Source organism: Vibrio salilacus (assembly GCF_002811245.1).
Classification (GTDB): Bacteria; Pseudomonadota; Gammaproteobacteria; order Enterobacterales; family Vibrionaceae; genus Vibrio; species Vibrio salilacus.
Window position 1 is genome coordinate 115,984 of record NZ_NIVQ01000007.1, and the last position, 25,898, is coordinate 141,881.

Below are 25,898 nucleotides of genomic sequence, written 5' to 3' on the forward strand. Positions count from 1 at the left end.
TGCGATCTTTCTCACGGCGATCCGCTCGTCAAGCCGATAGTATGCGCGCCATGCGTTGAGCAACTGTGGCGAACTATCGCTAATCGCACTTGCAATAGACCGACCCAATTATGGTCCCTCTGACCTCTGGCCGTACAGCGAACGCCCTACACAATAATGATTTACTGGCGGCCAACTACCTTTGCTTATTCTCTGTGTCTATCAAGCAACCCAACCCTTACTGTTTTTCATCGTCACTTGCGACCATCGCTAAACGTGGCGCTTGGATAACTAAGTTGCTCAGCGTGCGGACTTCAGCGGCCAGTTGTTGATTCCAATTTGGCCAGACCCGCGCGATATACGCATTAGTTCCCTCGCCCGCAGCCATGAAGCTATCGTTAAAGGTATCGGCCATTTTCTTCGATGATTTCTCTTCATCATCGACCCAACGGCCACGATTAAACCCAGCCTCAATATTCGCTAATGCCGTTTTGGGGAAATAAGGCAGTGGTTGTGTCATGCCCTGATAAAACAGGCCAACGAGCTCACTGAGTAAAGATTTCGCCGTGGCACTGTCATCCATAGCAGGATAAATCATATGGACAATGCCTTCTTTACGGTCATAACCAATCATATGAGTACGTTTACTTACGCCCATCGCCGACATGGCTAGATGATCAATCCACGCTGCCAGATAATCTTGAGCGCGCAGCTTGCCCGGGCGAAAACGCACCAATCCCGAGCGGTAATATTGGGTTAGCCATCCACTAAGATGGATCGGCTTTTGTTCACCGAGCAGATCAAAGCTCAGTTTGATTTCCAGATCCTCTTCGCTCGCCGAGCAGACAAACGTTAATCTCTCGACCAACTCTTGAGCCTGAGTACGGTTAGTTGCAAACTCAATATCACCAAACGCACCAACCGGCAGTTTGCCTTGAGCACGTTGATACTCGACGAAGCGTTCAATAACCGCTTGCGCATCTTTTTCACCGCTCAGTTGATGCTTGAGTAACTCATTCAATAACGCATCACGCATCTGATAGCTTTCTAGCCCATCAAGAACGAACGGCTCATCATCTTGCATCACAGGCAGTGGTGGCTCAAAGACCACTTTAAGGCGACGGTTGAAAAAATACTGCACTGGCAAGCGCCAAAAACGTTGCAGTTCGACCAGATCCAATTCGAGCGGATAACTGGCATCAAGTAAGTAGTCAGCTAACTGACGGTTAAAGTCGCCACTCCTCTCACCTTGTCGATTGGCCGCCGGTAACCACTCTTTGGCGTAGCTCGGCCGATTGCCGCTAAACGCCTGCTCACTAAAGGGCACCATAGGATGAGTGCTAAGCAACAGCTCGGTTAATCTCTGGCCAGACTCATCCACCGAGTGGTCTTTGTCCTCTTCGAGACAATAGTTTTGATGGCAATACTCCATCAACTCAGAAACCAGAACTGACGGCACGCGTTCGGTATTGTCTTGAATCGAACGACCAACATAACTGATGTACAGTGTCTGTTGCGCAGAGAGTAACGCTTCTAAAAATAGATAACGACTATCTTCTCTTCTAGAGCGATCTCCTGGCTTAGTCCGTCCAATCATTAAATCAAAACTTTCGACAGGGTTATTAGGAGGATAAACACCATCGTTCATCCCAAGCAGACAGACAGTGCGAAACGGAATCGAACGCATCGGCATCAAGGTACAGAAGTTCACTTGTCCGGCTAAAAAGCGCTGACTAACGCGAGTACCGGACAGCTTATCTTGTAAATATTGCGTCATGATCGGAGCAGCCAGCGGCTGTTCAAACGTGGCATCGGTCAGTTGTTCTTTGAGGTTGGCTAACGTATCTCGAATCGATTTGAGTACCGCTTCACCTTCAAGCTCGACGGTAAAAAAATCATCCAGTAGTGTGGTTAATACTTCACGCCAACTCTCGATCCATTGAGTTTGCGCTAAACGCTGGCGATAGTCGCTCACCGTCTGAATAAAGTGCGCCAGTTTACCCGCCAGTTCAGCGCTAAAGCCTTGCACCTGATTGTATGGCGCTAACTTGCCACTATTGGCGCTAAACAGCCCCGCCGATTCCGACATCGCATAACCAAGCAGCATGCGTTCAATTCCGAATTGCCAGGTATTTTGACCATTTTCTGGTAGATCAAACTCACGACTGGTTTCTGCGTTGAGCCCCCAGCGAATGCCCGACTCTTCCACCCACTGTTTGGCCACAATAAACTCCTCTTCGCTCAACTCAAAGCGCGCCAAAATGGCGGGCGTTTCGAGCAATTCAAGCAATTCGGTGGCCAAGCAACGCGTGTTAGGCAAATTCACCAACTGGATAAAGGCATTGAGGATCGGGCTTTCTTGGTCAGCGGTACGGTCTGAAATTGAGTAAGGGATGAAACGTTCCCCAGGAGCATTGCCAAACACCGCCTGAATGGCTGGGCTGTAGGCATTGATATCTGCAACCATGACAATAATATCGCGCGGTTTTAGGCTCGCATCAGCATCAAACATCGCCAGCAATTGATCGTGCAACACTTCGACTTCACGCATCGGGCTGTGGCAGGCATGCAGTGTCAATGAGTGATCATCTCGCTGAACAGTCTTTTTATGCTGACTGCTTTCAAGCTGTTGATCGTCTTGATGTTCTTCGAGATTTAGAATATCAGCCTGCAATTGATGCAGCAGCGAGTCGCGCTCAACATCGACAAAGGCTTCAATTTCATGAGACTCAAGTTGCGACAGCAGATACATATTATCGCGCCCCAACTTACCCATCGAGGCCAGTAAACTGTTTCCCACAGCATCAGTATGAAGCTCATCGAGCAAATTATCTTCCAGTGTGCCTTTGAGCTGCTCGCTCTCGCCGTGCGCTTGTGAATGATCTTGATGCCATACCACATGCTGACGATGTTTGGTGGCCAAACGGGCAAGAAACTTACGATCGCGCACATCCCCCCAGTAGTAGCGACATGGGTTAGTAAACATCAGGTGAACATCAATGTGCTCACCAATGGCTTTTAGCGCATCCATATAACGTGGTGGCAATGAGGTAATACCGAACACAAACAATCGCTTAGGTAGATGTCTAAAGTCGCTTTGATCACCTGTCGACGCGACATTCTCTAGTGCATCGATAAAATGTTGGTAGAGGTTGGCCCTGTGATAAGGTGACTGACCAAGTGCCAGTGTATGATCATACAGTGCCTGCCATAGGATAGGTTGCCATGGGTGTTCACCTTCGAGCTCAGCGACACTTTGCCCCGCTTCCCAACTGGCGATCCATTCAGGGCGATAGACTAAGTAACCGTCAAATATATCAGCGATTTTTTCTGCGAGTTGATACAGTTTTGAACTGTCGTCGTCATGCTCAAGATAACGCTTCAGAGCAGCAAATTCGTCATCATCGAGTAAGCTTGGCAAAATGAGCATTAGCTTCCAAGTCATCGACTCTTTATTAAACGCACTGCGCTGAGGCACATCAGGCAGCACCTCGGTAAACATGTTCCAAATAAAAGTCGCCGGCAGAGGAAATTCGATGTTTGCTGCCACGCCAAACGCTTGGGCCAACTCCATCTTCAGCCACTGAGACATACCCGGGCTTTGCACTAAGATCTGCTCCGCTTCAAACGGGTTTTCTAGTGGGTTGAGCCGAACCAGCTCAACAAGCAATGATTTTAATACATCGACTTGATTGGAATGGTAGACAGTAAACAAAATATACTCACGCTATCGTTGCCACAATTAGCCTGAGACTAGCACAACCTGAGCGGTTAGCAGAGCAATATAAGCGCATGATTTGGCTCGAATCAAAATACCCGCTCAAGGGTTGAACGGGTATAAGCATACCGTCTATGCTAACCGCAGCTACGGCTGAATGGTCGGTAGTAAGCAAGGTAGCGCAACGCAACATAGCTAACCACTAGGCTAGCTATGATAAGCTCAAAACCTGCCAACCACTCAACTTGTCTGATGTACTTGCTTGCTATGCCAATGCTCTCCATCCAGGCCACTAACTTATACAATGCCGTTGCACCGATCACCATTGGAAAGGTGAACGCCGCATAGCCGGGACTAAATGGCAATCTTAACAGTTTAAAAAACGCCAAATAGATAATCGCTGTCATCAACACGGCAATGCCGAACAATAAGCCAATGATCACTGGTGATGGCTCAGCCACCACCGTCAAATACCCAGCTAAGGATAAGCTTGCTGGCGCGGCCATGATCGCCATGGTCGGTTTTGCCGCATCAGGAATTTGCTCAGTAAACATAAAGCGGTAGATCATCATCGGTAACATGAGCGCGTAAGCGGTCATGCCGAACATTAAGGCAGCATCAGCGACCAGACTGAGCCACGGATTGCCCGAAAACGACACATCCGCCACAATAATCCCCACCGGTGGTACAAACCAACTTGGCACCATATGGTGTAGTTGAAAGTCTTTAGCTCTGTGGTATGCAAAGCTGACTAAGAACAGCAGATGCAAAACCACCGCGAACAGCCACAGACTATCGCCAATCATCGGCCAAAACTGCCCAAGCGAGTTCGACACCACCATGGTCGCCATGGCAAAGGTCGGCACAACACTGCCCACCACCGGATGAGCTAAATCTTCACGTAGTAGATGGCGATGGAACAGAAATTTCACCGCCAGTATTGAGAGCAATACACTCGCCATCGCGGCTGCGCTCCACTGCGCGTAGCCATTAAACTGTGCGGCATTTTCCCAACACCATCCTAGACTGGCAATCCCTAGCGCTAAGCCGGCCATCGGAGTCGGCGCTCCCATCACTTTTGCTTTTGCTGTTCTAATCATAACTGCCTCACAATGTCTCAATTTCTCAATGTCAACTGCAGTTTACGCTTGCTATTTGTTCAATAATATCCAATTATTTAAAACATTCGTTCAGTAAATTTAAACAATGAATCATGGCGTCTAATATCTCGTTGAAACAGCTGAAAGTCTTTATTGCCATCACTCAGCATGACACCTTAACCGCAGCGTCAGAAGCGCTGTTTCTTTCTAAGGCAGCGGTGAGTATGGCGTTATCTGAGCTCGAAAAGCAGATCGGTCATTCACTGTTTGATCGAGTCAACAATCGGCTTATTCTCAATCAAGAGGGGCAGAAGTTACTGCCTTTGGCCGATGAACTCATCGAGCGGGCGCAAGATATTGAACAGTTGTTCGATAATGACCAAACGCTTTCCGGACTGCTGCGCATTGGTGCCAGTGATACCATTGGCAATCAAGTCGCGCCCTATCTATTGAGTGATTTTCGCCGTGAGACACAACACACCGCGCAAAGTTTGTTGATCTCTAACTCGGCGCTGATTTGCGAAAAACTGGTCGACTATCAGCTCGATCTGGCGCTTATCGAAGGCAAAACCCTTCATCCACAGCTTATTTCAACTCCGTTTAACCAAGATGAAATGTGTGTCGTATGCTCGCCTAACTCTACGCTATTACAGCAAGCTTTTTCGATGGAGAATTTAGAACGTAGCGAATGGATCTTGCGTGAACCAGGGTCTGGCTCACGGGAATTCTTTTTACGTATGATCGCGCCACGCATTGAGCAGTGGCACGAAGCCTTTCAGCTCAACACCACCGAAGCATTAATCAACAGTGTCTCTGCGGGGCTTGGGTTAGGTTGCCTATCTAAACTCGCCGCGCAACCCGCGCTCAATGATGGCCGCATCGTTGAGCTTAGGTTGCCGCTCGATATGAAGCGCCGCTACTGGCTTTTAGTTCACAAAGAAAAGTACCAAAGCCCACTACTAAAGCGCTTTATCGACTACTGTCAGCAATGGCGCAAAGACTAGAGCAGTATTGACTTAGAATAACTAGGCTAAATACTTCTTGCCGCGCCTAAAACGATTCTATCTCAAACAAAATTTAACCGCGAAAGATAAACAGACCCTAGCCACTTAAGTCGCATATTTATCTCCTCGCCTAGACTTTACTAGTTAAAAACTGTATAAAAAGACAGTAAATCCATTCAATAATTTGAGTTAGAGGACCAACCATGGCTGTAATCGTCAAGTACGTGGTAGAACGCAACGGAGAAGAGAAAATGACTTTTACCTCTAAAGCGGAAGCTGACGCATATGACAAAATGCTCGATATGGCAGATGAGCTTTTTGTGCTACTAGGTAAAAGTGAATTGCTAGAAGAAGAAGGCAAGCAAGAAGACTTGGCGATGTTCCTAGCACAAAACAAAGAAGAGGTGCTATACGCACTGGGTGCTAAGCGCAAGCCTGCACCGAAGAAGTCGAAAAAAGTTGCAGCGGTCGAAGACGCTGAACAAGAGCAAGATGACGCAGCTTAATCTCGCACCAGTTCAACACGAAACCTCAGCAACATGCTGAGGTTTTTTTACGGAAATAAATATTATTATATTTACCCTTATATCTCATCACCTGACTGCTAGAATAGTTCATCATTCCCCCTAATTGGGCTTAGCGCATGAAATATCACGTTGAAGTTTGTATCGATAACTTAGAATCTCTGCACAATGCCATTGCTGGCGGTGCGACCCGGATTGAACTTTGCTCTTCACTGGCACTTGGCGGCTTAACGCCTAGTTTTGGTTTAATGAAAAAGGCGCGCCAGATTTCAGTTCTTCCCATTTATGCCATGATTCGCCCCCGTCAAGGTGACTTCCTCTATTGCCAAGATGATATTGATTCGATGTTGCTCGATATTGAAGCCGCCGCCGAAGCCGAGTTACAAGGCGTCGTTTTGGGCGCTTTAACCGCTGCCGGTGACATCGATCTCGTCGCGATGCAGCAGTTAACCGAGCGGGCCAAACTGTACGGATTAGGCGTAACATTTCACCGCGCTATTGACCAGTGCCGCGATTGGATCAATGGATTAGAACAGGTGATTTCGCTAGGTTGTGAACGTGTATTGAGCTCAGGACAAGCGGCCAATGTCACTCAAGGAAGTGGCACATTAGCCCAAATGGTCACACAAGCCGATGGGCGTATTTCGATTATGGCGGGAGCAGGCTTAAATGACGCAAACGTCGTCGACATTATCACCCAGACAGGCGTACGTGAGGTTCATCTCTCAGGCAAAACCAGCCGTATCAGTCTAATGCATGGCGTAATCCAACAAGCAAAAATGGGCAGTGACGCGATTGATGACTTAGTGATTCCCGTCACTAATTCAGAAGCGATTGAACAGGTGGTAAAACAGATTAACCAGTGCTGGGATTCAGCGAGTTAACGCAGCGCATCATCAATGCTTTGTTCGCCCAAGTGGCGAACATCTTTACCCTTCACAAAGTAGATGATGTATTCACAAATATTTTGACAGCGATCGCCGACACGCTCTATCGCGCGCGCAGACCACATCACTTGTAAAATATTAGGGATATTTTTCGGATCTTCCATCATATAGGTCATTAACTGGCGAATGACGGCCTCGTATTCAGCATCAATTTTGTCATCCAGCTTATGCACTTCTGCAGCGGCATCAACATCCATGCGAGCAAACGCATCCAACACTTTATGCAACATATCAATCGCTTGTCGATACAGAGGTTGTAACGATACTTGGAACTGGCGCTCTTTTTGTGATGGACTTTCGATCGCCACATAAGCAATCTTGGTCGCAACGTCGCCAATCCGCTCTAAGTCGGTAATGGTTTTGATTATCGCCATAATCAGGCGTAAATCTTTCGCCGTCGGCTGCCTTTTGGCGATAATACGCGTACAGGCTTCATCAATCGACACTTCCATTGCGTTGACTTTATGATCATCACGCACCACCTTTCTTGCTAGCTCAATGTCATCATGGTGCAGCGCTTGCATTGCAAACGACAATTGCTGCTCGACCAACCCACCCATGGTAAGTACGTGGGTACGGATCGACTCTAGCTCAACATTAAACTGGCCTGAAATATGGCGTCCAAAATTCATAGATAAAGTGACTCTCTTTTTTCTGAACAAGTAGCAAAAGATTAGCGTAATTATTTGTTCTAACTAGCTAGAATTGTAACAAAGCAACAAGAAATTGCAGCCCTATGAGCATAGTTCGTCTATATGATTAGAGGCAACTTTCACCGTTAACAAGGCTACAGTTTTAAATATGACGAAGAATTTTAACCGTATCTACCTGTAATATAGTCTTCGGTCTGCTTTTTCAATGGCGAAGTAAAAATAGAATCGGTATCTGAGTATTCAACCAACTTCCCCATATGGATAAAGGCGGTATGGTCACTCACCCTTGCGGCTTGTTGCATATTATGCGTTACGATCACCACGGTATACTTGGTTTTCAGTTCATTGATCAACTCTTCAATCGTAAGAGTCGAAATCGGATCAAGTGCTGAAGTGGGTTCATCAAGAAGTAATACCTCAGGTTCGATGGCTATTGCACGCGCAATCACTAATCGTTGCTGCTGGCCTCCCGATAAACCAAATGCATTTTCATGCAGACGATCTTTGACCTCATCCCACAGTGCTGCGGCGCGCAATGAACGCTCAACCGCATCGTCTAATGCGCGGCTGTTGTTAATGCCTTGTAAGCGCAAACCATAAACCACGTTTTCATAAATCGACTTAGGAAATGGGTTCGGACGCTGAAACACCATTCCCACTCGGCGGCGCAGTGTCGCTACATCAACCTTTGGGTGGTAAACGTTTTTAGCGTGCAATTTTACCTTTCCTGCAACCCGACATCCTTCGACTAAATCATTCATTCGGTTGATGCAGCGCAGTAAGGTTGATTTGCCACACCCGGATGGTCCGATAAACGCCGTCACTTGTCCTTTGGGGATACGCATTGAAATGTCGTGCAGCGCTTGGGTATTTTGATAGAACAAATTGAGCCCTTCGATAGCAATCGCGGTTTGCTCATCACTGAGGTTGTTGACATCTAATGGCGCTTGATAGCCCAAGGTTTGATTGACAGAAAACATACTTAATCTTGTCCTAGTGTTCGATATTTTTCGCGCAAATTGTTACGGATACTGATCGCTGTTAAGTTAAGCCCAACAATGACAGTAACCAGTAAAAACGAGGTGGCATAAACCAAAGGTCTGGCACTTTCAATATTGGTGTTTTGAAAACCAACATCATAAATGTGAAAGCCTAAATGCATAAATTTACGCTCAAGATGTAAGAACGGAAATTGACTGTCAATCGGTAAGCTTGAAGTCAGTTTTACTGCTCCCACTAACATCAAAGGCGCGACCTCTCCCGCCGCACGAGCAATCGCTAAGATCAATCCGGTGATCATTGCAGGGCTTGCCATCGGCAAAACAATCCGCCACATGGTTTCAAATTGCGTGGCTCCAAGTGCCAATGAGCCATGACGAACCGAGTTAGGGATGCGTGTTAACCCCTCTTCTGTGGCAACAATCACCACGGGCAATGTCAGTACGGCGAGGGTCAAGGCTGACCATAAAAGCCCTGGTGTACCAAAGGTTGGCGCGGGCAATTGCTCTTGATAAAACAGCGTATCAATCGAGCCGCCCAAGGTATAAACAAAAAAACCTAACCCAAACACACCATAAACAATCGAAGGCACCCCGGCTAGGTTTATCACCGCGACACGAATCAGCCTAGTAAAGGCGTTATTCCCCGCATACTCATGCAAATAGATCGCAGCAATAACACCAAGTGGCATCACAATCACCGACATAATCAGTACCAGTAATACCGTACCAAACATCGCCGGAAACACACCACCTTCAGAATTAGACTCACGGGGATTTTCCGACAAAAATTTCCACGCCTGTTGCCCCCAGCGCAGTAGTTTCTCTGCGCTGCTCATTTGATTGGGATACCATAAATCCAAAATTTGACTGAGTGGAATCGTAACCCGTTGCCCTGTCATCTCTTCGACCTGCAACCCTTGCCGCGTCAGTTGGTCACGAAGGCTATCCAGTTTGGCTTCTGCGTAAATCAAAGCTTGGCGATATTGCTTACTTTGCTTTTGATATAAATCGCTAAAGGCGTGATCTAGGGTGCCATTTAAACTGTGCTTTCGGTGCGCTAGTCGCAACCGCTGCGCTTGGGCATTAATGGTACGAATATCGCCTTCAATCAAGTCTTCAATTTGTTGGCGGATCTGTTTGGCAAAGGCGAAACCTTGCGCTAAGTTTTGCTCCACCTCACGACTAACTTGGCCATTTTCCTTTACGTAACCAACCGGTCGACCAAAAAAGTCGCCATCTCGGGTACGCTCAATCACAGCCCAACCTTGTGGGCGAGTCGGTGGATTAAGGTTCACTTCCAACAACGAAACAAAATCGGCAGAGTAGAGCTCACGATTGGCCACTTTGATACTCACTCGCTCAACTAACCCTCTGTCAACGATCTCTTCAGGCAGCTCGACATCCATTTCACGCAAGTGGCTGATAGGGATAGATTGCTGCTCATAAATTTGACCAATTAACAGCTCACCTTGATCGGTTTGCCATTGATACAGCGGTGCAGGCCAAAAGTAAGAAAGGCCTTTCCAACCGATAAGCAGCAACAGGCCAAGCACAGAAAGCAAGCTGATACTGACCGCACCGCCTGTTAACCATATCCATGGGGACCCTGATTTAAACCACTTAAACACGTTGCCTATTTCCTACTGTAGAGAGTATTAGAGTGAGCGATATTTTTCGCGTAGACGCTGACGTACCCACTCGGCTAACGAGTTAACCGCAAAAGTAAACATCAGCAGCAACAATGCCGCTAAGAATAAAATTCGATAGTGTGAGCTGCCGACTTCTGATTCGGACATCTCCACCGCAATGGTCGCCGAAAGGGTGCGCATCCCTTCGAGAATATTCCAATCCAGAATTGGGGTATTACCGGTCGCCATTAATACGATCATGGTTTCTCCAACCGCACGACCAAGTCCCATCATGATCGCAGAGAAAATGCCCGGGCTTGCGGTAAGCAGTACCACATACCATAAGGTTTGCCACTGCGTCGCACCCAATGCAAGTGACCCATCAGAAAGGTGTTTGGGCACCGAGAAAATCGCGTCTTCCGCAATGGTAAAAATGGTTGGGATCACGGCAAACCCCATCGCAAAACCAACCACAAGAGCATTACGCTGGTCAAAATTAATGCCGCGCTCGGCCAAATAGACCCGCACATCTCCAGCAAAGAATAACGCTTCGATATTACCGCTTTGCGACAAGATTGCCACGCTCACCAAAGCGATTCCGGGAATCAAGATCACGGCATGCCAACCATTGGCAAAACGCTCCGTCCATCGACTAGGCAGCAAATACCACATCAAACCAATCAGCACAATAGAGAACGGCATAAATAGCATCAAAGCAACAATCGCCACTAAATAACTTTCAACGATCGGCGCAAACCATAACCCAGCTAAAAAACCAATAATAACCGTGGGTAAGGCTTCCATCAGCTCAATCGATGGCTTAACCACCCGGCGCATACGAGCCGTCATAAAATAAGCGGTGTATATGGCACCGAGCACCGCTATAGGAACGGCAAATAACATCGCGAAAGCCGCGGCTTTTAGGGTACCAAAAGCAATGGGAATAAGACTAAACTTGGCTTCAAACTCATCACTAGCTGAGGTGGTTTGCCACACATAACGCGGCTCTGGGTAGCTTTCGTACCAGACTTTTTGCCACAGCGAAGACAATGACACTTCCGGATAAGGGTTATCGACAACCGCAACATTCAGTAGGCCGTCATCAAACGCCAGTAAATAGGACTCATTGCTCGACATGGCTGCCAATGAAGGCGCTTTGTCGTAAGCACGCTCGAATAGTGCCAGTTTCTCACTGGTGGTGTAGTGACTTTGCACCGTGCCATTGATGTAGAAACTGTAAAAGCCTTTACGGTAGGTGTCTGGTAATAAAAATTGCAGTTGTGATGCAAGCTTAAACTGACGAATTGGGGTTAATTGGCGCTGATCTTGATTGAGCACATCAAACCATTGCGACACCAAGCCATCTTGATGAGTCACCAGCAGTGAATAGGCACCTGACAGCAGATCGATATGCCAAACGCTGTGCTCTGTGCGCCCTTGGCTTAAATCGACCACCTCTCGCACATCGAATCGCTGCGCACTTTTAGTGGCAATAATCAGTTCTGAACCCGAACGCAAATACAGTGTTTGTCCATCGGGAGTAAGAAGCAACTGGTCAAGCTGGGGAAAACGCTGGGCAAAGGTATAACTTTTGACGCTGTCGGCTTGCTGCCAACGCACGGTTATCGAACCATCTTGATACCAGCCCACTAGGGTTAAATTCTTTTGCTGGGCAAACGCAAACTGCTTGAGCTGGCTATTGGGTTTATCTAAGCCAAATGAGGGCGAAAACTCCAACACTTTCGGTGCAAAATCACGCTGATCTTTATTCAGTGCCGTGGCTAGTTGTGGTTTAAATAAATGGATTACTCCTTCAGGTGAAGCAAAACCATACCAACCTTGCGCGGCCACCGATTGAGCGAACAGACGATTTGGCTCAGTGAGCGTTTGTGACAGCACTGGCGTATCGCGATCATCATTGAGTGACCAAAAATCAATCTGGCCTTGTTTTGAAATTAAATACGCATGTTGGCCATAGTCATCGATTCCCGCCGCAATCACTTGCTGGGTAGACACCGTTTTGCTCAGCGCATTCGGTGTAATTTTGGCATCACTAAACAACGGTAAAACCATCATCGCCAAATAAACAAAAATCAGTACCAACGCCGCTAAAACGCCAACCCCACCAGCAGATACAGCAAGACGCACCAATCTATCTTTGATTAGCCGTTTTCGATCTCGCTCTCGTAAGGAGAATTGTGCTCTGGTCATCGGATTTATTTACCTATTTTCGTCCTAGAGTATAATATTTCTATTAGGTGACAATTATATTACAGATCGCAATAAACAACTGAAAACAATGCAATAAAAAAATGCAATAAAAGTGTCATGCAAATGCCTTAAGTTGCTAATCCATGGAGAGGCTTCGGCAGACTTCATATTTTCAAACCAGGGATTGGAGTAAGGGATGAGTACCGAAAAACTGTATATCGAAAAAGAGCTCAGTTGGCTGTCATTTAATGAACGTGTTCTGCAAGAGGTGGCAGATAAGAGTGTTCCTTTGATTGAGCGTATCCGCTTCCTCGGTATATTTTCTAATAACTTAGACGAATTTTATAAAGTTCGCTTTGCCGATGTTAAACGACGCATTCTGATCAACCAAGAGCGCGGTGGTAACGATAACTCCAAGCACTTATTAACAAAAATGCAAACCAAAGCGCTCAAACTCAATGAACGTTTTGATGAATTGTACAACGAACTCATCCGTGAAATGGCGCGACGACGGATCTTTTTAGTCAATGAAACTCAGCTAAGCGACGCGCAGAAAAAGTGGGCGAAAAAGTATTTTCACCGCGAAGTCTTACCACATTTGACTCCCTTGTTGATGCGTGACGATATTGATGTACTGGAATTTCTTAAAGACGAATACGCCTACATTGCCGTTGAACTTAAACAACCACAACATAGTCAATACGCACTGATCGAGATCCCAACAGACCACCTACCGCGTTTCATCATAATGCCTGAGCAGAAAGGCAAGCGCCGTAAAACCATTATCTTACTCGATAATATTATTCGTTATTGCTTAGATGATTTGTTTAGTGGCTTTTTTGATTACCAACAGCTCAATGGTTACGCAATGAAAATGACGCGAGATGCGGAGTACGATTTAGGTCATGAAGTTGATCATAGCTTGTTAGAGCAAATGTCAGAGGGCGTTAGCCAGCGCTTAACCGCAATGCCAGTTCGGTTTGTTTATCAGCGTGATATGCCGCAAGAGATGCTCAATTTCCTGTGCGGAAAACTGCAGATATCCAACTACGACAGTCTGATTCCTGGGACGCGCTATCATAATTTTAAAGACTTTATTACCTTTCCTAATCTTGGCCGTGATTACTTAGAAAACAAACCTTTACCGCCAATGAAATGTGCCGACTTTGACGGCTTCGCTAACAAGTTTGATGCTATTCGAAAGCAAGATATTTTACTCTACTATCCGTATCACACGTTTGAACACATTAGCGAATTGGTTCGTCAGGCATCGTTTGATCCTAAAGTCATCAGTATAAAAATCAATATCTACCGCGTGGCAAAAGACTCGCGCTTAATGAATTCGCTGATTGATGCCGTGCACAACGGTAAAAGCGTGACCGTCGTGGTCGAATTGCAAGCTCGTTTTGATGAAGAGGTTAACATAGAGTGGTCACGCACTCTGACCGAAGCTGGAGTGGAAGTTGTATTTGGCGCGCCAGGGTTAAAAATACACGCCAAACTGCTGCTGATTAGTCGACGTGAAAACGATGAAATCATCGACTACGCACATATAGGCACAGGTAACTTCCATGAAAAAACAGCTCGTATCTATACCGATTTTTCCTTACTTACCGCCGATGCTGATTTAACTCGGGAAGTGCGAAATGTGTTTGGTTACATCGAAAACCCATATCGTCCGGTGCGCTTCAATCACTTAGTTGTCTCCCCAAGAAACTCGCGTAAGGAACTCTATCGCTTGATAGACAATGAGATTGCTAATGCACAAGCGGGAAAAAAGGCCGCCTTAACCATCAAGGTCAATAACTTAGTCGATAAAGGTCTGGTCAATAAACTCTACAGCGCCAGTAATGCCGGAGTGACGATCAAAATGATTATCCGCGGCATGTGTTCGCTGGTTCCTGGTATTGATGGCGTTAGTGACAATATCAAAATCATCAGCATTGTTGACCGTTTTCTTGAACACCCGCGGGTCATCATTGCGCACAACGACGGCGATCCAGCGGTCTACATCTCTTCGGCTGACTGGATGACACGCAATCTTGATCACCGAATTGAAGTAGCGGCTCCAGTACGTGATCCTCGCCTTAAACAGCGCATTATTGATATCGTCAATCTTCATTTTATCGATACCGTAAAAGCGAGATGGATCGATAAGGAGATGAGCAATAGCTACGTGCCTCGTGGTAATCGGAAGAAAGTTCGCTCACAAATTGCGATTTACGACTATCTTAAAAATATAGAAAAACAAACTAAGTATCAGAAACGTAAAGAGCAATTGAGAGAAGATGAACCAAACGTCTGACATTCGTGATGTCGCCGCCATCGACTTAGGCTCAAACAGCTTCCATATGGTTGTTGCGCGAGTTGTCGAACAAGATTTACAGCTCATCAGTCGCCATAAACAGCGGGTTCGCTTAGCTGCAGGGCTTGATGGACAAAAAAATCTCGATAATGCCTCGATTGAACGCGGGCTAGAATGCCTAGCTATGTTTGCCGAACGCCTGCAAGGTTTTGAAGAACAAAACGTTCGTATTGCCGCCACTCATACTTTGCGTCAAGCCAATAACGCTCATATATTTCTACAGCGTGCCCGTGAAGTTTTGCCGTTCCCAATCGAAATTATTCCCGGTGTTGAAGAAGCGCGCCTGATCTATCTGGGCGTTGCTCACACTCAGCCTGAGTCTGATTCAAAATTGGTCATCGACATTGGCGGCGGCAGCTGCGAAATCATTATTGGTCGTGGCTTTGAACCTGAGCTCATTAACAGCAAGCAAATGGGGTGCGTTAGTTACAACCGCGAGTTTTTTGCCAATGGTAAATTGTCGAAAAAGAATTTTAATCGCGCGACGCTCGCTGCCGAACAAAAGCTCGAATCGATTGCTCATCGCTATAAAAAAATGGGTTGGGAAATTGCCTTTGGTTCATCCGGCACAATCAAAGCCATTTGTGAAGTTCTGGTTGGCCTGGGCTATGATGATGGACTGATCACTGCCAAACGGTTAGAAAAACTGATCAACAAGCTGTGTGAATGGGCCACCATCGATGACATTGAACTGACGGGGTTAACGACTGAGAGAAAACCTGTTTTTGCCGCTGGTGTTGCCATTTTACATGCGATCATGACCAGTATTAATATTAACCAACTGCATTTTTCTGAAGGTGCATTGCGTGAAGGCCTGCTTTTCGAAATGGAAGATAGCTTCAAGCGTTCTGATATTCGCATGCGTACCACCGAAAATCTCGCCAGCAAACACCTTGTCGATTTAGATCATGCCGCCAAAATCAAAGGCCACGCACGTGAATTATTTCAACAGATTCATAAAGATGTCGGAATCAAAAAAAGCTCTCAACTATTTGAGTTACTCGAGTGGAGTGCGCTGTTACACGAAGTCGGACTAAGTATTAGCTTGCAAGCTTTTCATCGCCATTCAGCGTATATTTTGCGCCATACCTATATGCCGGGGTTCAACCGCGAACAACAACGCCTGCTTGCGGTGCTAGTGCGCTTTCAACGTAAAGCGTTAAAACTGAATGAACTGGAGCCTTTTACCCTTTATGATCAAGCCGGTGTTATCAGTTTGATTCGTATTTTGCGCCTTGCGATCATCCTCAATGGACAGCGCAGCGACGAGTTGATTGAGACGCCCAATTTAACCATTGATGGCGATAAATGGACTCTGAGCTCGCACAAAAAAAGTTGGTTGGAAAACAATAAATTACTTCGCGCCGACTTGCAAAATGAACAAGCCTACTGGCACAACGTCAACTGGCAGTTAATCATCTAAACCTTAATCGGTAGAGGGAGTAATACCGACTTTCGCCAATTCTTGTCGGGCTATTGACGCCGAGATCGCCACATAACCATCTTTGGCCACCAAGGCTTGCCCCTGAAGAGAATAGATAAAACGAATAAACTCACGTTCGATCGGTCTTAACGGTTTCGACGGATGTTTATTAACATAAACATAAAGATAGCGTGCTAATGGGTACTCACCAGATAAAATATTTTCCTGACTCGCTTCAATGTACTCACTGCCCCGCTGTGCAATCGGCAGCAACTTGACATCAGACACTTGATAACCAACCCCCGAATAACCAATAGTATTAACGGCAGAGCCTACCGATTGAACAACAGACGCCGATCCCGGCTGTTCATTAACGCTATTTTTAAAATCACCGCCACACAGGGCGTGTTTTTTGAAGTAGCCATAAGTTCCAGACACCGAATTACGCCCAAACAATTGAATACCACGCTTGGCCCATTGGTAATCTAAGCCAAGGTCAGCCCAACGATTAATTTGTTTTGTCGACCCACAACGCAAAGTGGCAGAGAAAATACTATCAAGTTGAACAAAATTGAGCCCTTCGATTGGGTTGTCTCGATGAACAAAAATACCAATCGCGTCGATCGCCACTCTCAATACAGTAGGCTTGTAACCATGCTCGCGTTCAAACGCTTCAATTTCGCGGTTTCGCATTGGTCGACTCATCGGCCCAAATTGCGCCGTACGTTCGGTTAATGCTGGCGGCGCCGTCGAGGAACCCGACGCTTGCACCTGGCCATTAACACTTGGGTATAACTGCTTGAATTCTTCAACCCATAGCGTCGTCATACCGGCCAATGTATCTGAGCCAACACTGGTTAACGTGCCCGAAATACCCGGCACTTTTTGATAATCAGGTAACAGCGTCTGACTTGCCAAGCATGCGTTAGAGACGAGTAACAATGACGTCAACAGTGGCTTAATCACTTAACCACCAACCTAGACGGTAGAATAAACGAGAACTTACTGCCAACACCGACTTCGCTGTGTATTTCTAAACGCGAATCATGATGTGAAAGAGCGTGCTTAACAATCGCCAGCCCTAAGCCACTGCCACCCGTATCACGCGAGCGTGCTTTGTCGACTCGATAAAAACGCTCAGTTAAACGATGTAGGTGCTGCGGCTCAATACCATCACCACTGTCTTCCACTTCAAGATGCGCCCCTTGAGAGCTCTGGTACCAACGAACATGAATATCTGCACCTGGTGGGGTGTACTTTACCGCATTGTAGACCAAGTTAGAAATCGCACTGCGCAGTTGATCATCATCACCTAATACGCGCAACTTACTATCGACATCAAAACTGAGTTTATGTTCGGCCTCACCACTTAAACTAACGGCTTCTTTTTCTAATACCTCAAGCATCGCGGGCACATTCACCACTTCATCCAGTTCATGCATCGGCGCCGCTTCAATTTTTGATAACGTCAGCAGCTGATTGACCAAGCTATTCATTCGATTGAGCTGCTCGGTCATCACCCCATGAGCTTTGGTCCACATTGGGCCCACCACCATATCTGGGTCTTCGGTCATTTCCAGATAACCTTGCAATACCGTCATTGGCGTGCGCAACTCATGAGAGACATTAGCAAAAAAGTTACGACGCATGCCCTCGAGCTGCTTCAACTGACTAACATCCCGCACCACCATCAAGTGTTCACCTTCGGTGTAAGGTACGATACGTAGCTCAAGCATACGTTCAACGTTAAGCGGCGAACGCATCTCTAACGGCTCAGAGAAGTCTTGTTTATTGAGGTATTTGATAAAATCGGGGGTACGAATCAAATTCGAAATTGGCTGGCCGGAGTCGTCGGGCCATTTAAAACCGAGTAGATGTTGAGCAAGTTTGTTGCACCAGACAATGTTGCCTTCACTGCGAAACACCACCACAGCATCTGGCAAAGATTCAGCACCATTACGGAAACGGCGAATCAGGTTGGTCAATTCTTTACGTTTTTTACGCTGACGCTGCTGAAGACGATAGATACCATTAAACAACGATTCCCAATTGCCACTCCCTGATGGTGGCGTCAAGCGCTTTTCATCCCATAGCCAGGCTGATAGACGCATTTGGTTATGTAAGTGCCAGACAAGCTGCAAAGCCGTCGCCGCCAAAAGCAACCACGGCATATGACCAAATATCCACCCTACGACGATCCATGGGGTGTAAAAAAAAACCAGCTCCCAAGCTAGCTTTTTCCAAGTTAAACGTTCTACCACTTACCTCTCCGTTTGCGCACTCGCAATACTACTATGCTTTGGTCGAAAAACGATAGCCAGCGCCACGTACGGTCTGGATCAATTTGTCATGATCAGCGGCTTCAAGCGCTTTACGTAAACGACGAATATGAACATCGACAGTACGATCTTCAACATACACGTTTGTGCCCCATATATTGTTCAACAGTTGCTCACGACTATAGACACGTTCTTGATGAGTCATGAAAAAGTGCAGCATCTTAAATTCTGTTGGGCCCATATCTAATGGTAGTTCGTTGGCCGTCACTCGGTGTGAAACAGGGTCAAGCTTGAGACCTTGTACATCAATCACATCTTCAAGAGCCGTAGGAGTCACGCGGCGAATGACTGCTTTTAAACGCGCCACTAACTCTTTAGGTGAAAATGGCTTGGTAATATAGTCATCAGCGCCAACTTCAAGCCCACGAACTTTATCTTCTTCTTCACCGCGTGCCGTCAACATAACCACAGGAATATTCCGTGTCAGCTCTTCGCGTTTCATATGTTTGATAAAGTTGATGCCACTGCCACCTGGTAACATCCAGTCTAGCAACACTAGATCTGGGAAGGGTTCAGCCAGTTTCGTAACCGCGCTATCGTAATCTTCTGCTTCAACGGCTTGGTAACCTTTTTGTTCGAGAACAAAGCAGAGCATTTCACGAATTGGTGCTTCATCTTCAACAACCAGAATCCTTCTAGACATAATCCCGTAACCTTGTATAAGTTGAGTAATTTCGGGCTAGTAGCCCTTGTGCAACGTTAAGCATTATCACTAGCAATTATGACACTTTTGTGACCTTTGAAAACAAATTTTCATATAACTTTCATCCCACTATTGTGTGTTTGCAGTAAGACAAGCGTCGCAAAAGTCTTTATGATTGGCAGCTCAACAAAAGGCATAGAGAAAGAGTATGTGGTTTAAAAACTGTTTGGTTTATCGTTTTAACCGTGATATTGAGTTCAATGCGGACCAACTAGAGAAGCAATTGGCTGAGTTTCGTTTTACCCCCTGTGGCAGCCAAGACAAGCAAAAATTTGGCTGGGTAACGGCGATGGGAAAACATGGCGACATGATGACTCACGTATCAGAAGACCGTATTCTGATCTGCGCCAAAAGAGAAGAGAAAATGATTCCGGCCTCGGTCATCAAGGACTCTTTGAATGAAAAAGTCGAGGCGATGGAGCGACAAGAAGGCCGTGCGCTGAAGAAGAAAGAGAAAGATAATCTCAAAGAAGACATCTTGATCGATCTGTTACCGCGCGCTTTTAGCCGCAGCAACCATACTTATGTGCTGATTTTACCAAAAGAAGGCTTCATTCTCATCGATGCCAGCAGCTACAAAAAAGCCGAAGATGTGCTAGCCCTGCTGCGTAAAACCATGGGTAGCCTACCAGTTGTGCCAGCCATTCCAGAAACAGCCGTTGAAACTACGTTGACCGAATGGGTCAAAACGGGCGCAACGCCTGCCGGTATTGAAATGCTTGATGAAGCTGAGCTTAAATCGGTACTCGAAGAAGGCGGCGTAATTCGCTGTAAAAAACAAGAGTTGACGGCTGATGAGATTCGCAGCCATATCGACGCAGATAAAGTAGTCACTAAACTCGCCCTATGGTGGCAAGAACGTATCGAGTTCATTTTGGCTGAAGATGGTAGCATCAAGCGCCTCAAGTTCTCTGATGAACTTAAAGATCAAAATGAAGACATTCCGCGTGAAGATCAAGCCGCGCGTTTTGACGCTGACTTCTCGTTGATGTGTGGTGAGCTGAGCGCTTTGCTACCTAATCTTTATGACTGCCTTGGTGGATTGCCTCACCCAAATGCCTAATCAAAACGGCATGGTGTAAGACTTAAGCAACCGATACTGTCGTCACCACGATGATGACGACAGTATCGGTTGGGACAACTTAGCCTGCTATCACCTCGGCCCATCTTGTTTTAAACATTTCTTTAGTTTCAAATTTCGACTCTGCCAACAAAGCACCGAATAGGCACACAGTTTGTTTGGATATTTCCCCTAGTCACAAGTCACATTTTGACGTAAAATTTGCGCCCCTTTACTTCCACAAGGTGGAAGTAACCTGACTTGAGATCAGACTAGAGAAAAACAATGACTACTGAGAAAGCATTCGTACCTGAGCTACTATCACCTGCGGGTAGCCTAAAAAACATGCGTTACGCCTTTGCCTACGGGGCAGATGCCGTCTACGCTGGTCAACCGCGTTACAGCCTTCGTGTACGTAACAACGAGTTTAACCACGAAAACCTAAACATTGGTATCAACGAAGCGCATGCCCTGGGCAAAAAGCTTTACGTGGTCTGTAATATTCAACCACACAACTCAAAGCTAAAGACCTTCATCCGTGACCTTAAACCGGTGGTTGAGATGGGGCCTGACGCACTGATCATGTCTGACCCTGGTCTTATCATGATGGTTCGTGAAGCCTTCCCTGAAATGCCAATCCACTTGTCTGTTCAAGCTAACGCTGTCAACTGGGCGACGGTGAAGTTCTGGGCGGCCAACGGTGTTGAACGTGTAATTGTCTCGCGTGAGCTTTCTTTGGAAGAAATTGAAGAGATCCGCCAACACTGCCCAGAAACTGAACTCGAAGTCTTCGTTCATGGCGCGTTATGCATGGCTTACTCTGGTCGTTGTCTATTGTCTGGTTACATCAATAAGCGCGATCCTAACCAAGGCACCTGCACCAACGCATGCCGTTGGGAATACAAGGTTGAACAAGGTAAAGAGAACGACACTGGCGATATCGTCGAAAAATTTGACCCAGCAAAAACACAAGCGATTGAAGTTCAAGCGGCAGCTGTTGCTGATGAGCGTCCTGAAACCACCATTGGGCGTGGCAAACCTAGCGACGAAGTGGTGCTACTTTCTGAAGCGCACCGCCCTGACGAAAAAATGGCCGCTTACGAAGATGAGCACGGTACTTACATCATGAACTCAAAAGACCTGCGTGCGATCCAACACGTTGAGCGCTTAACGAAGATGGGCGTTCATTCTCTTAAGATTGAAGGTCGTACTAAGTCGTTCTACTATTGTGCTCGTACTGCACAAGTTTACCGTAAAGCGATTGATGATGCGGTTGCAGGCAAGCCTTTCGATGAGAGCCTAATGAGCACACTAGAAAGCTTAGCTCACCGCGGTTATACCGAGGGCTTCCTTCGTCGTCACACACACGATAGCTACCAAAACTACGACTACGGCTATTCTGTCTCAGACGCTCAGCAATTTGTCGGTGAATTTACCGGTAAACGCCGTGGTGATCTTGCAGAGATCGAAGTGAAGAACAAATTTCTAGTCGGTGACAGCCTTGAGCTGATGACCCCTAAAGGTAATGTTGTGTTCACTCTTGAAGCAATGGAAAACCGTAAGTCACAGTCAATTGAAGACGCAAAAGGTAACGGCCACTTCGTGTTTATTCCTGTTCCACAAGACATGGACCTAGAATTCGGCTTGTTGATGCGTAACCTTAATGTCGGTCAGGATACCCGTAACCCAACAGGTAAATAAGCATGGCACTGCTGATCACTGATAAATGCATTAACTGTGATATGTGCGACCCTGAGTGCCCTAATGGGGCAATCTCTATGGGGGAGTCTATCTTTGAGATTGACCCAGACCTTTGTACCGAGTGTAAAGGCCATTACGACAAGCCGACTTGCCAGTCAGTTTGCCCTATTACTAAATGTATTATCACTGACCCAAGTCATATTGAGACTGAAGAACAATTGTTAGAGAAGTTCGTCATCATTCAAGGATTAGCCTAAAGACAAACGCCGCGTTCAAGCGGCGTTTTTTATGGTCCTAGATTTCGTTTTTACAGACCTACTTATAACTTAAATCGGTCGCTTTACCTTTAAATATTCGATACACCGCAAAGGTATAGAGCAAGATCATTGGCATCACTATCATCACCCCATAGCCGACAATAATCAGCGTTGCAGGTGATGAGGCAGATTGCTGCGCCGTCATCAATCCAGGTACAACTTGAGGGAAAAAACTGTACGCTAGCCCTAAAAAGCTCAGGGCGAAAATTACCGTAACACCAAAAAATGGCCAACGGACACCTAAATCATTGATCATAGGTACTTGGCGAAGGTAGCGGTCAACGACAAAAATAGTAGCTAAGACGATGATAGGAATAGGCGCTAATAGCAAGAATTCAGGAAAACTAAACCAGCGTAGTGCGACCTGCTCATTAACCATCGGGTTAACCACGCTAACCGCAAAAATACCTAATCCAGCAACCCATCCAGCTCTTCGCGACCAACGCGCAGCACGTATTTGTAACTCACCTTCCGTTTTAAGTACTAACCACGCACCACCAATATAAACGTAAGCCGCAGCAACACATAGGCTACTTAACACAGCGAAACCATAAGCTTGATTTGAATCTTCAAACCCCATAATGTAGCGACCAACCATATAACCTTGTGTTAAAGATGCCATCAAGGATCCTAGCCTGAAGCACCAATCCCAGTGCTCTTTATGATCCGACTGCGCTTTGGCACGAAAGTCAAAGGCCACACCGCGCATAATCAGTGCGATCAACATTAACGCCGTCGGAAGGTAAAGTTCGGTCAATATCAAACTGTGCGCACTTGGGAACGCGATCAATAAGATGCCGACGGCCAATACTAACCAGGTTTCGTTGGCATCCCAAAATGGGCCAATGGAGGCGATCATACGATCACGCTGCTGTTCATTGTTACTTGGCAGTAGCATACCCACGCCTAAATCATAGCCATCTAACACAGCGTACATAAACACCGAAAAGCCGAGTAGCAATAAGTAGATTTCTGGTAAATAATTGCTCATGAAGAAGCCCCTTGCTCTTGGGATGGCACCTGATGTGCGGCAATATCTTTGCGCGCCAAATAGAATAAGGTGTGAATGTAAGCCACCAGCAGAACCGCATAAATAGTAAGGTACATAAGCAGTGAGATCATCACACTACTACTAGCGACGCCTGTTACCGCGTCAGAGGTTCTCAATACGCCACTGACTAACCAAGGTTGACGACCAATTTCAGTGACATACCAACCAGCCAATGTAGCTGCCCAACCAGAGAATGTCATAGCGACCACGGTATAGAGATAAAACTTAGGCAAAGGCTTATTGCGCATCAAACGCAGCGCCCCGTACCAACTGACCAGTAGCATCAACACGCCCACTCCGACCATAATTCGAAAACCGAAGAACAGCGGTTTAACTGGAGGGTGATCAGGAGCAAACTGGTTAAGTCCGACAATTTCACCATTGAGGTCATGGGTTAGGATTAAACTAGCTAAATTAGGAATGCCAACGGCAAAATCATTGGTGCGAGTCTCTTCATTTGGCCAAGCAAACAAGAGCAGTGGCGCACCTTGCTCGGTTTCCCATACCCCTTCCATCGCTGCGATCTTCGCGGGTTGATGTTCTAAGGTATTTAAGCCATGTAGATCGCCAATGAAAATTTGCAGTGGGATAAAACCCGCGGCTGCAAATAGCGCAACCTTCAGACCTAACTTCGCCGCACGATGGCCTGGTTGTTTCGTCACTTGATAGGCCGAGATGCCAGCAACCAAAAAGCTTGCGGTTAACGCTGACGCCAACAAGGTGTGAGTAAATCGGTAAGGCAGCGATGGATTTAAGATCACTTCTTTCCAACTGGTAACATGAACAATGCCATCAATGAGCTCATAACCACTTGGCGTATGCATCCAGCTATTAAGCACTAAAATCCAAAATGCCGACATTGTAGTACCAACCGCAACCAGAACGGTCGCCAAAGTATGGAACCAATCAGGCACGCGACCGCGACCAAACAACATCACACCAAGGAAGGTCGCTTCCATAAAGAAGGCCGTCATGACTTCATACCCTAAGAGTGGGCCTGCAACATTACCGACGCGCTCCATAAACCCAGGCCAATTAGTGCCAAATTGAAAACTCATTGTGATCCCTGAGACCACACCGAGCGCAAACGTCAGTGCAAAAATTTTGACCCAAAAGTAATAGACATCCAGCCAAACTGGCGCTTGACTGCGGTTATAACGCCATTTAAAGAAAACTAGCATCCACGCCAAAGCAATGGTGATAGTCGGAAAGAGTATGTGAAAGCTAATATTGGCCGCAAATTGAATTCGCGACAACATGAGGGTGTCTAACATCTTATGTCCTCAAAACACTCGTCTCGCTCTAATGAGCTCGTTGCTGATGTAATTTAATTACGTAGAAAAGGACGAATTGGATCCATCTGAGCTTAACCCGATGAATCCAGCGTATTAAAAAATTGATTTATATCAATTTTTGAGGAGAAAAGGTGTAAAAGAATCGTCTCAAAATACAATGATATGTATCCAAAGTTTACTAAGTCACGTTATCTTGCGGATAAAATGGCAAACTTGACGTTAATTCGGCCTACCCTTAGGTAAGTATCGGAAATTATGAAAGAAAATTACATAAAGTTAACATTCATAGCCATTAATCCGCTACAGTATGGCGAGACTCCCAACTTGTCTTAGTCCTGCGCATCATGATGGTAATGCAAAATGATAATTTCGCCATCACTAATAAGCTCAAGTTGTCTTTGTCCTGCCTGCCAAATCAGTACTCGAGGCGTTGATTGAGAGAATCGGTTAATAAATAGAATCAGTATTTTATCTGCCTCTAGACGACTAAAACCCGTGAGCAGTGTATTGACATCAAGTGACTGCTGGCCAATGGTAGCTTTGATGATCTCAAAGCCATCTTTACGTAAACCAAGTTGTACTTGAGATAAGCGGTGGGCGCTGTATTGAGCAAGAAGTTCGATGTGTACTTGAGTTTCGTCGACCCGCGCCTCCGCGATAAAACTGTCACGGTAATAAATAAGCTCGTCTTCACACCAAGTTACCTCACCACATGCTTGCCAGCCAGAAACAATCGATTGTTTTAGCGTTTTATCGTCATCAGAGAAAACAATACTCGCAGCCGACACTGATTGAGTAACAACTAGAGTGATAACACAAAATGCACGCCACATAAGCTGCCTACAAAAAGAAACCATACTTATAAAAAGAAAAAAGCCG

Annotated in this window: 20 protein-coding genes; 8 read left to right on the plus strand and 12 right to left on the minus strand. The window is 46.2% G+C overall.

From position 1 onward, the window contains the following. Window positions 1-217: 217 nt before the first annotated feature. Window positions 218-3,694, minus strand: a complete 3,477-nt coding sequence (gene recC, locus CDZ87_RS07130) for an exodeoxyribonuclease V subunit gamma (protein WP_100752863.1) — start codon at window positions 3,692-3,694, stop codon at window positions 218-220. 140 nt (window positions 3,695-3,834) lie between these two features. Further along, window positions 3,835-4,797 carry a TDT family transporter gene (locus CDZ87_RS07135; RefSeq protein WP_100752864.1) on the minus strand — a complete coding sequence of 321 codons (963 nt, stop codon included), beginning with the start codon at window positions 4,795-4,797 and terminating at the stop codon, window positions 3,835-3,837. 113 nt (window positions 4,798-4,910) lie between these two features. Between CDZ87_RS07135 and CDZ87_RS07140 the strand changes: the two genes are divergently transcribed. From CDZ87_RS07140 to CDZ87_RS07150, 3 genes are all read left to right on the plus strand, one after another. Next, on the plus strand, window positions 4,911-5,801 hold the full coding sequence (locus CDZ87_RS07140) for a LysR substrate-binding domain-containing protein (protein WP_100752865.1): 891 nt from the start codon (window positions 4,911-4,913) through the stop codon (window positions 5,799-5,801). Window positions 5,802-6,004: 203 nt separating this feature from the next. After that, window positions 6,005-6,307 (plus strand): YebG family protein, encoded by a 303-nt coding sequence (locus CDZ87_RS07145; RefSeq protein WP_100752867.1) that lies wholly within the window; start codon window positions 6,005-6,007, stop codon window positions 6,305-6,307. 137 nt (window positions 6,308-6,444) lie between these two features. Continuing rightward, window positions 6,445-7,209 carry a copper homeostasis protein CutC gene (locus tag CDZ87_RS07150; protein ID WP_100752868.1) on the plus strand — a complete coding sequence of 255 codons (765 nt, stop codon included), beginning with the start codon at window positions 6,445-6,447 and terminating at the stop codon, window positions 7,207-7,209. On the opposite strand, the gene phoU is transcribed toward CDZ87_RS07150, so the two are convergent. The 4 genes from phoU to CDZ87_RS07170 all read right to left on the minus strand — a co-directional run bounded on the left by phoU (window position 7,206) and on the right by CDZ87_RS07170 (window position 12,765). Next, window positions 7,206-7,904 carry a phosphate signaling complex protein PhoU gene (gene phoU / locus CDZ87_RS07155; RefSeq protein ID WP_100752870.1) on the minus strand — a complete coding sequence of 233 codons (699 nt, stop codon included), beginning with the start codon at window positions 7,902-7,904 and terminating at the stop codon, window positions 7,206-7,208. The genes CDZ87_RS07150 and phoU overlap by 4 nt on opposite strands. Window positions 7,905-8,086: 182 nt before the next feature. Next, a complete protein-coding gene (gene pstB / locus CDZ87_RS07160; protein ID WP_100752871.1) occupies window positions 8,087-8,905 on the minus strand; it encodes a phosphate ABC transporter ATP-binding protein PstB in 819 nt (272 codons plus the stop codon). A gap of 2 nt (window positions 8,906-8,907) precedes the next feature. Beyond that, window positions 8,908-10,554 carry a phosphate ABC transporter permease PstA gene (gene pstA, locus CDZ87_RS07165; RefSeq protein ID WP_100752872.1) on the minus strand — a complete coding sequence of 549 codons (1,647 nt, stop codon included), beginning with the start codon at window positions 10,552-10,554 and terminating at the stop codon, window positions 8,908-8,910. Between the two features lie 27 nt (window positions 10,555-10,581). Beyond that, window positions 10,582-12,765 (minus strand): ABC transporter permease subunit, encoded by a 2,184-nt coding sequence (locus tag CDZ87_RS07170; protein ID WP_100752873.1) that lies wholly within the window; start codon window positions 12,763-12,765, stop codon window positions 10,582-10,584. A gap of 196 nt (window positions 12,766-12,961) precedes the next feature. Here CDZ87_RS07170 and ppk1 point away from each other — a divergent pair, with 196 nt between their 5' ends. Both ppk1 and ppx read left to right on the plus strand, forming a co-directional pair. Continuing rightward, the gene (ppk1, locus tag CDZ87_RS07175) at window positions 12,962-15,070 is read left to right on the plus strand and encodes a polyphosphate kinase 1 (protein WP_100752875.1); all 2,109 of its coding nucleotides are present in this window, start codon (window positions 12,962-12,964) and stop codon (window positions 15,068-15,070) included. Continuing rightward, a complete protein-coding gene (gene ppx, locus CDZ87_RS07180; RefSeq protein WP_100752876.1) occupies window positions 15,054-16,553 on the plus strand; it encodes an exopolyphosphatase in 1,500 nt (499 codons plus the stop codon). Before ppk1 ends, ppx begins: the two co-directional genes overlap by 17 nt. Before the next feature lie 3 nt (window positions 16,554-16,556). On the opposite strand, the gene CDZ87_RS07185 is transcribed toward ppx, so the two are convergent. Genes CDZ87_RS07185 through phoB form a run of 3 tightly spaced genes read right to left on the minus strand, consistent with a single transcriptional unit; the run spans window position 16,557 to window position 19,535 of the window. Then, a complete protein-coding gene (locus tag CDZ87_RS07185; protein WP_245834666.1) occupies window positions 16,557-17,507 on the minus strand; it encodes a PstS family phosphate ABC transporter substrate-binding protein in 951 nt (316 codons plus the stop codon). An 8-nt stretch (window positions 17,508-17,515) separates the two neighbouring features. Further along, window positions 17,516-18,814: a phosphate regulon sensor histidine kinase PhoR gene (gene phoR, locus CDZ87_RS07190; RefSeq protein WP_100752879.1), complete on the minus strand. Its 1,299-nt coding sequence runs from the start codon at window positions 18,812-18,814 to the stop codon at window positions 17,516-17,518. 31 nt (window positions 18,815-18,845) lie between these two features. After that, the gene (phoB, locus tag CDZ87_RS07195) at window positions 18,846-19,535 is read right to left on the minus strand and encodes a phosphate regulon transcriptional regulator PhoB (RefSeq protein ID WP_100752880.1); all 690 of its coding nucleotides are present in this window, start codon (window positions 19,533-19,535) and stop codon (window positions 18,846-18,848) included. A gap of 208 nt (window positions 19,536-19,743) precedes the next feature. Between phoB and rdgC the strand changes: the two genes are divergently transcribed. The 3 genes from rdgC to CDZ87_RS07210 all read left to right on the plus strand — a co-directional run bounded on the left by rdgC (window position 19,744) and on the right by CDZ87_RS07210 (window position 22,613). Beyond that, complete coding sequence (gene rdgC, locus CDZ87_RS07200; RefSeq protein ID WP_100752881.1) at window positions 19,744-20,658, plus strand: recombination-associated protein RdgC; 915 nt, start codon at window positions 19,744-19,746, stop codon at window positions 20,656-20,658. 282 nt (window positions 20,659-20,940) lie between these two features. Then, a complete protein-coding gene (trhP, locus tag CDZ87_RS07205) occupies window positions 20,941-22,356 on the plus strand; it encodes a prephenate-dependent tRNA uridine(34) hydroxylase TrhP (RefSeq protein WP_100752883.1) in 1,416 nt (471 codons plus the stop codon). Between the two features lie 2 nt (window positions 22,357-22,358). Further along, on the plus strand, window positions 22,359-22,613 hold the full coding sequence (locus CDZ87_RS07210; RefSeq protein ID WP_100752885.1) for a YfhL family 4Fe-4S dicluster ferredoxin: 255 nt from the start codon (window positions 22,359-22,361) through the stop codon (window positions 22,611-22,613). A gap of 58 nt (window positions 22,614-22,671) precedes the next feature. Here CDZ87_RS07210 and CDZ87_RS07215 read toward each other — a convergent pair whose 3' ends face one another. The 3 genes from CDZ87_RS07215 to CDZ87_RS07225 form a co-directional block, all read right to left on the minus strand. Then, a complete protein-coding gene (locus CDZ87_RS07215; protein ID WP_100752887.1) occupies window positions 22,672-23,664 on the minus strand; it encodes a cytochrome d ubiquinol oxidase subunit II in 993 nt (330 codons plus the stop codon). Then, window positions 23,661-24,998: a cytochrome ubiquinol oxidase subunit I gene (locus tag CDZ87_RS07220; RefSeq protein WP_100752889.1), complete on the minus strand. Its 1,338-nt coding sequence runs from the start codon at window positions 24,996-24,998 to the stop codon at window positions 23,661-23,663. Before CDZ87_RS07220 ends, CDZ87_RS07215 begins: the two co-directional genes overlap by 4 nt. A gap of 350 nt (window positions 24,999-25,348) precedes the next feature. Next, entirely contained in the window at window positions 25,349-25,852 is a 504-nt protein-coding gene (locus tag CDZ87_RS07225; protein ID WP_100752891.1) for a hypothetical protein, read from the minus strand. Window positions 25,853-25,898 lie beyond the last annotated feature (46 nt).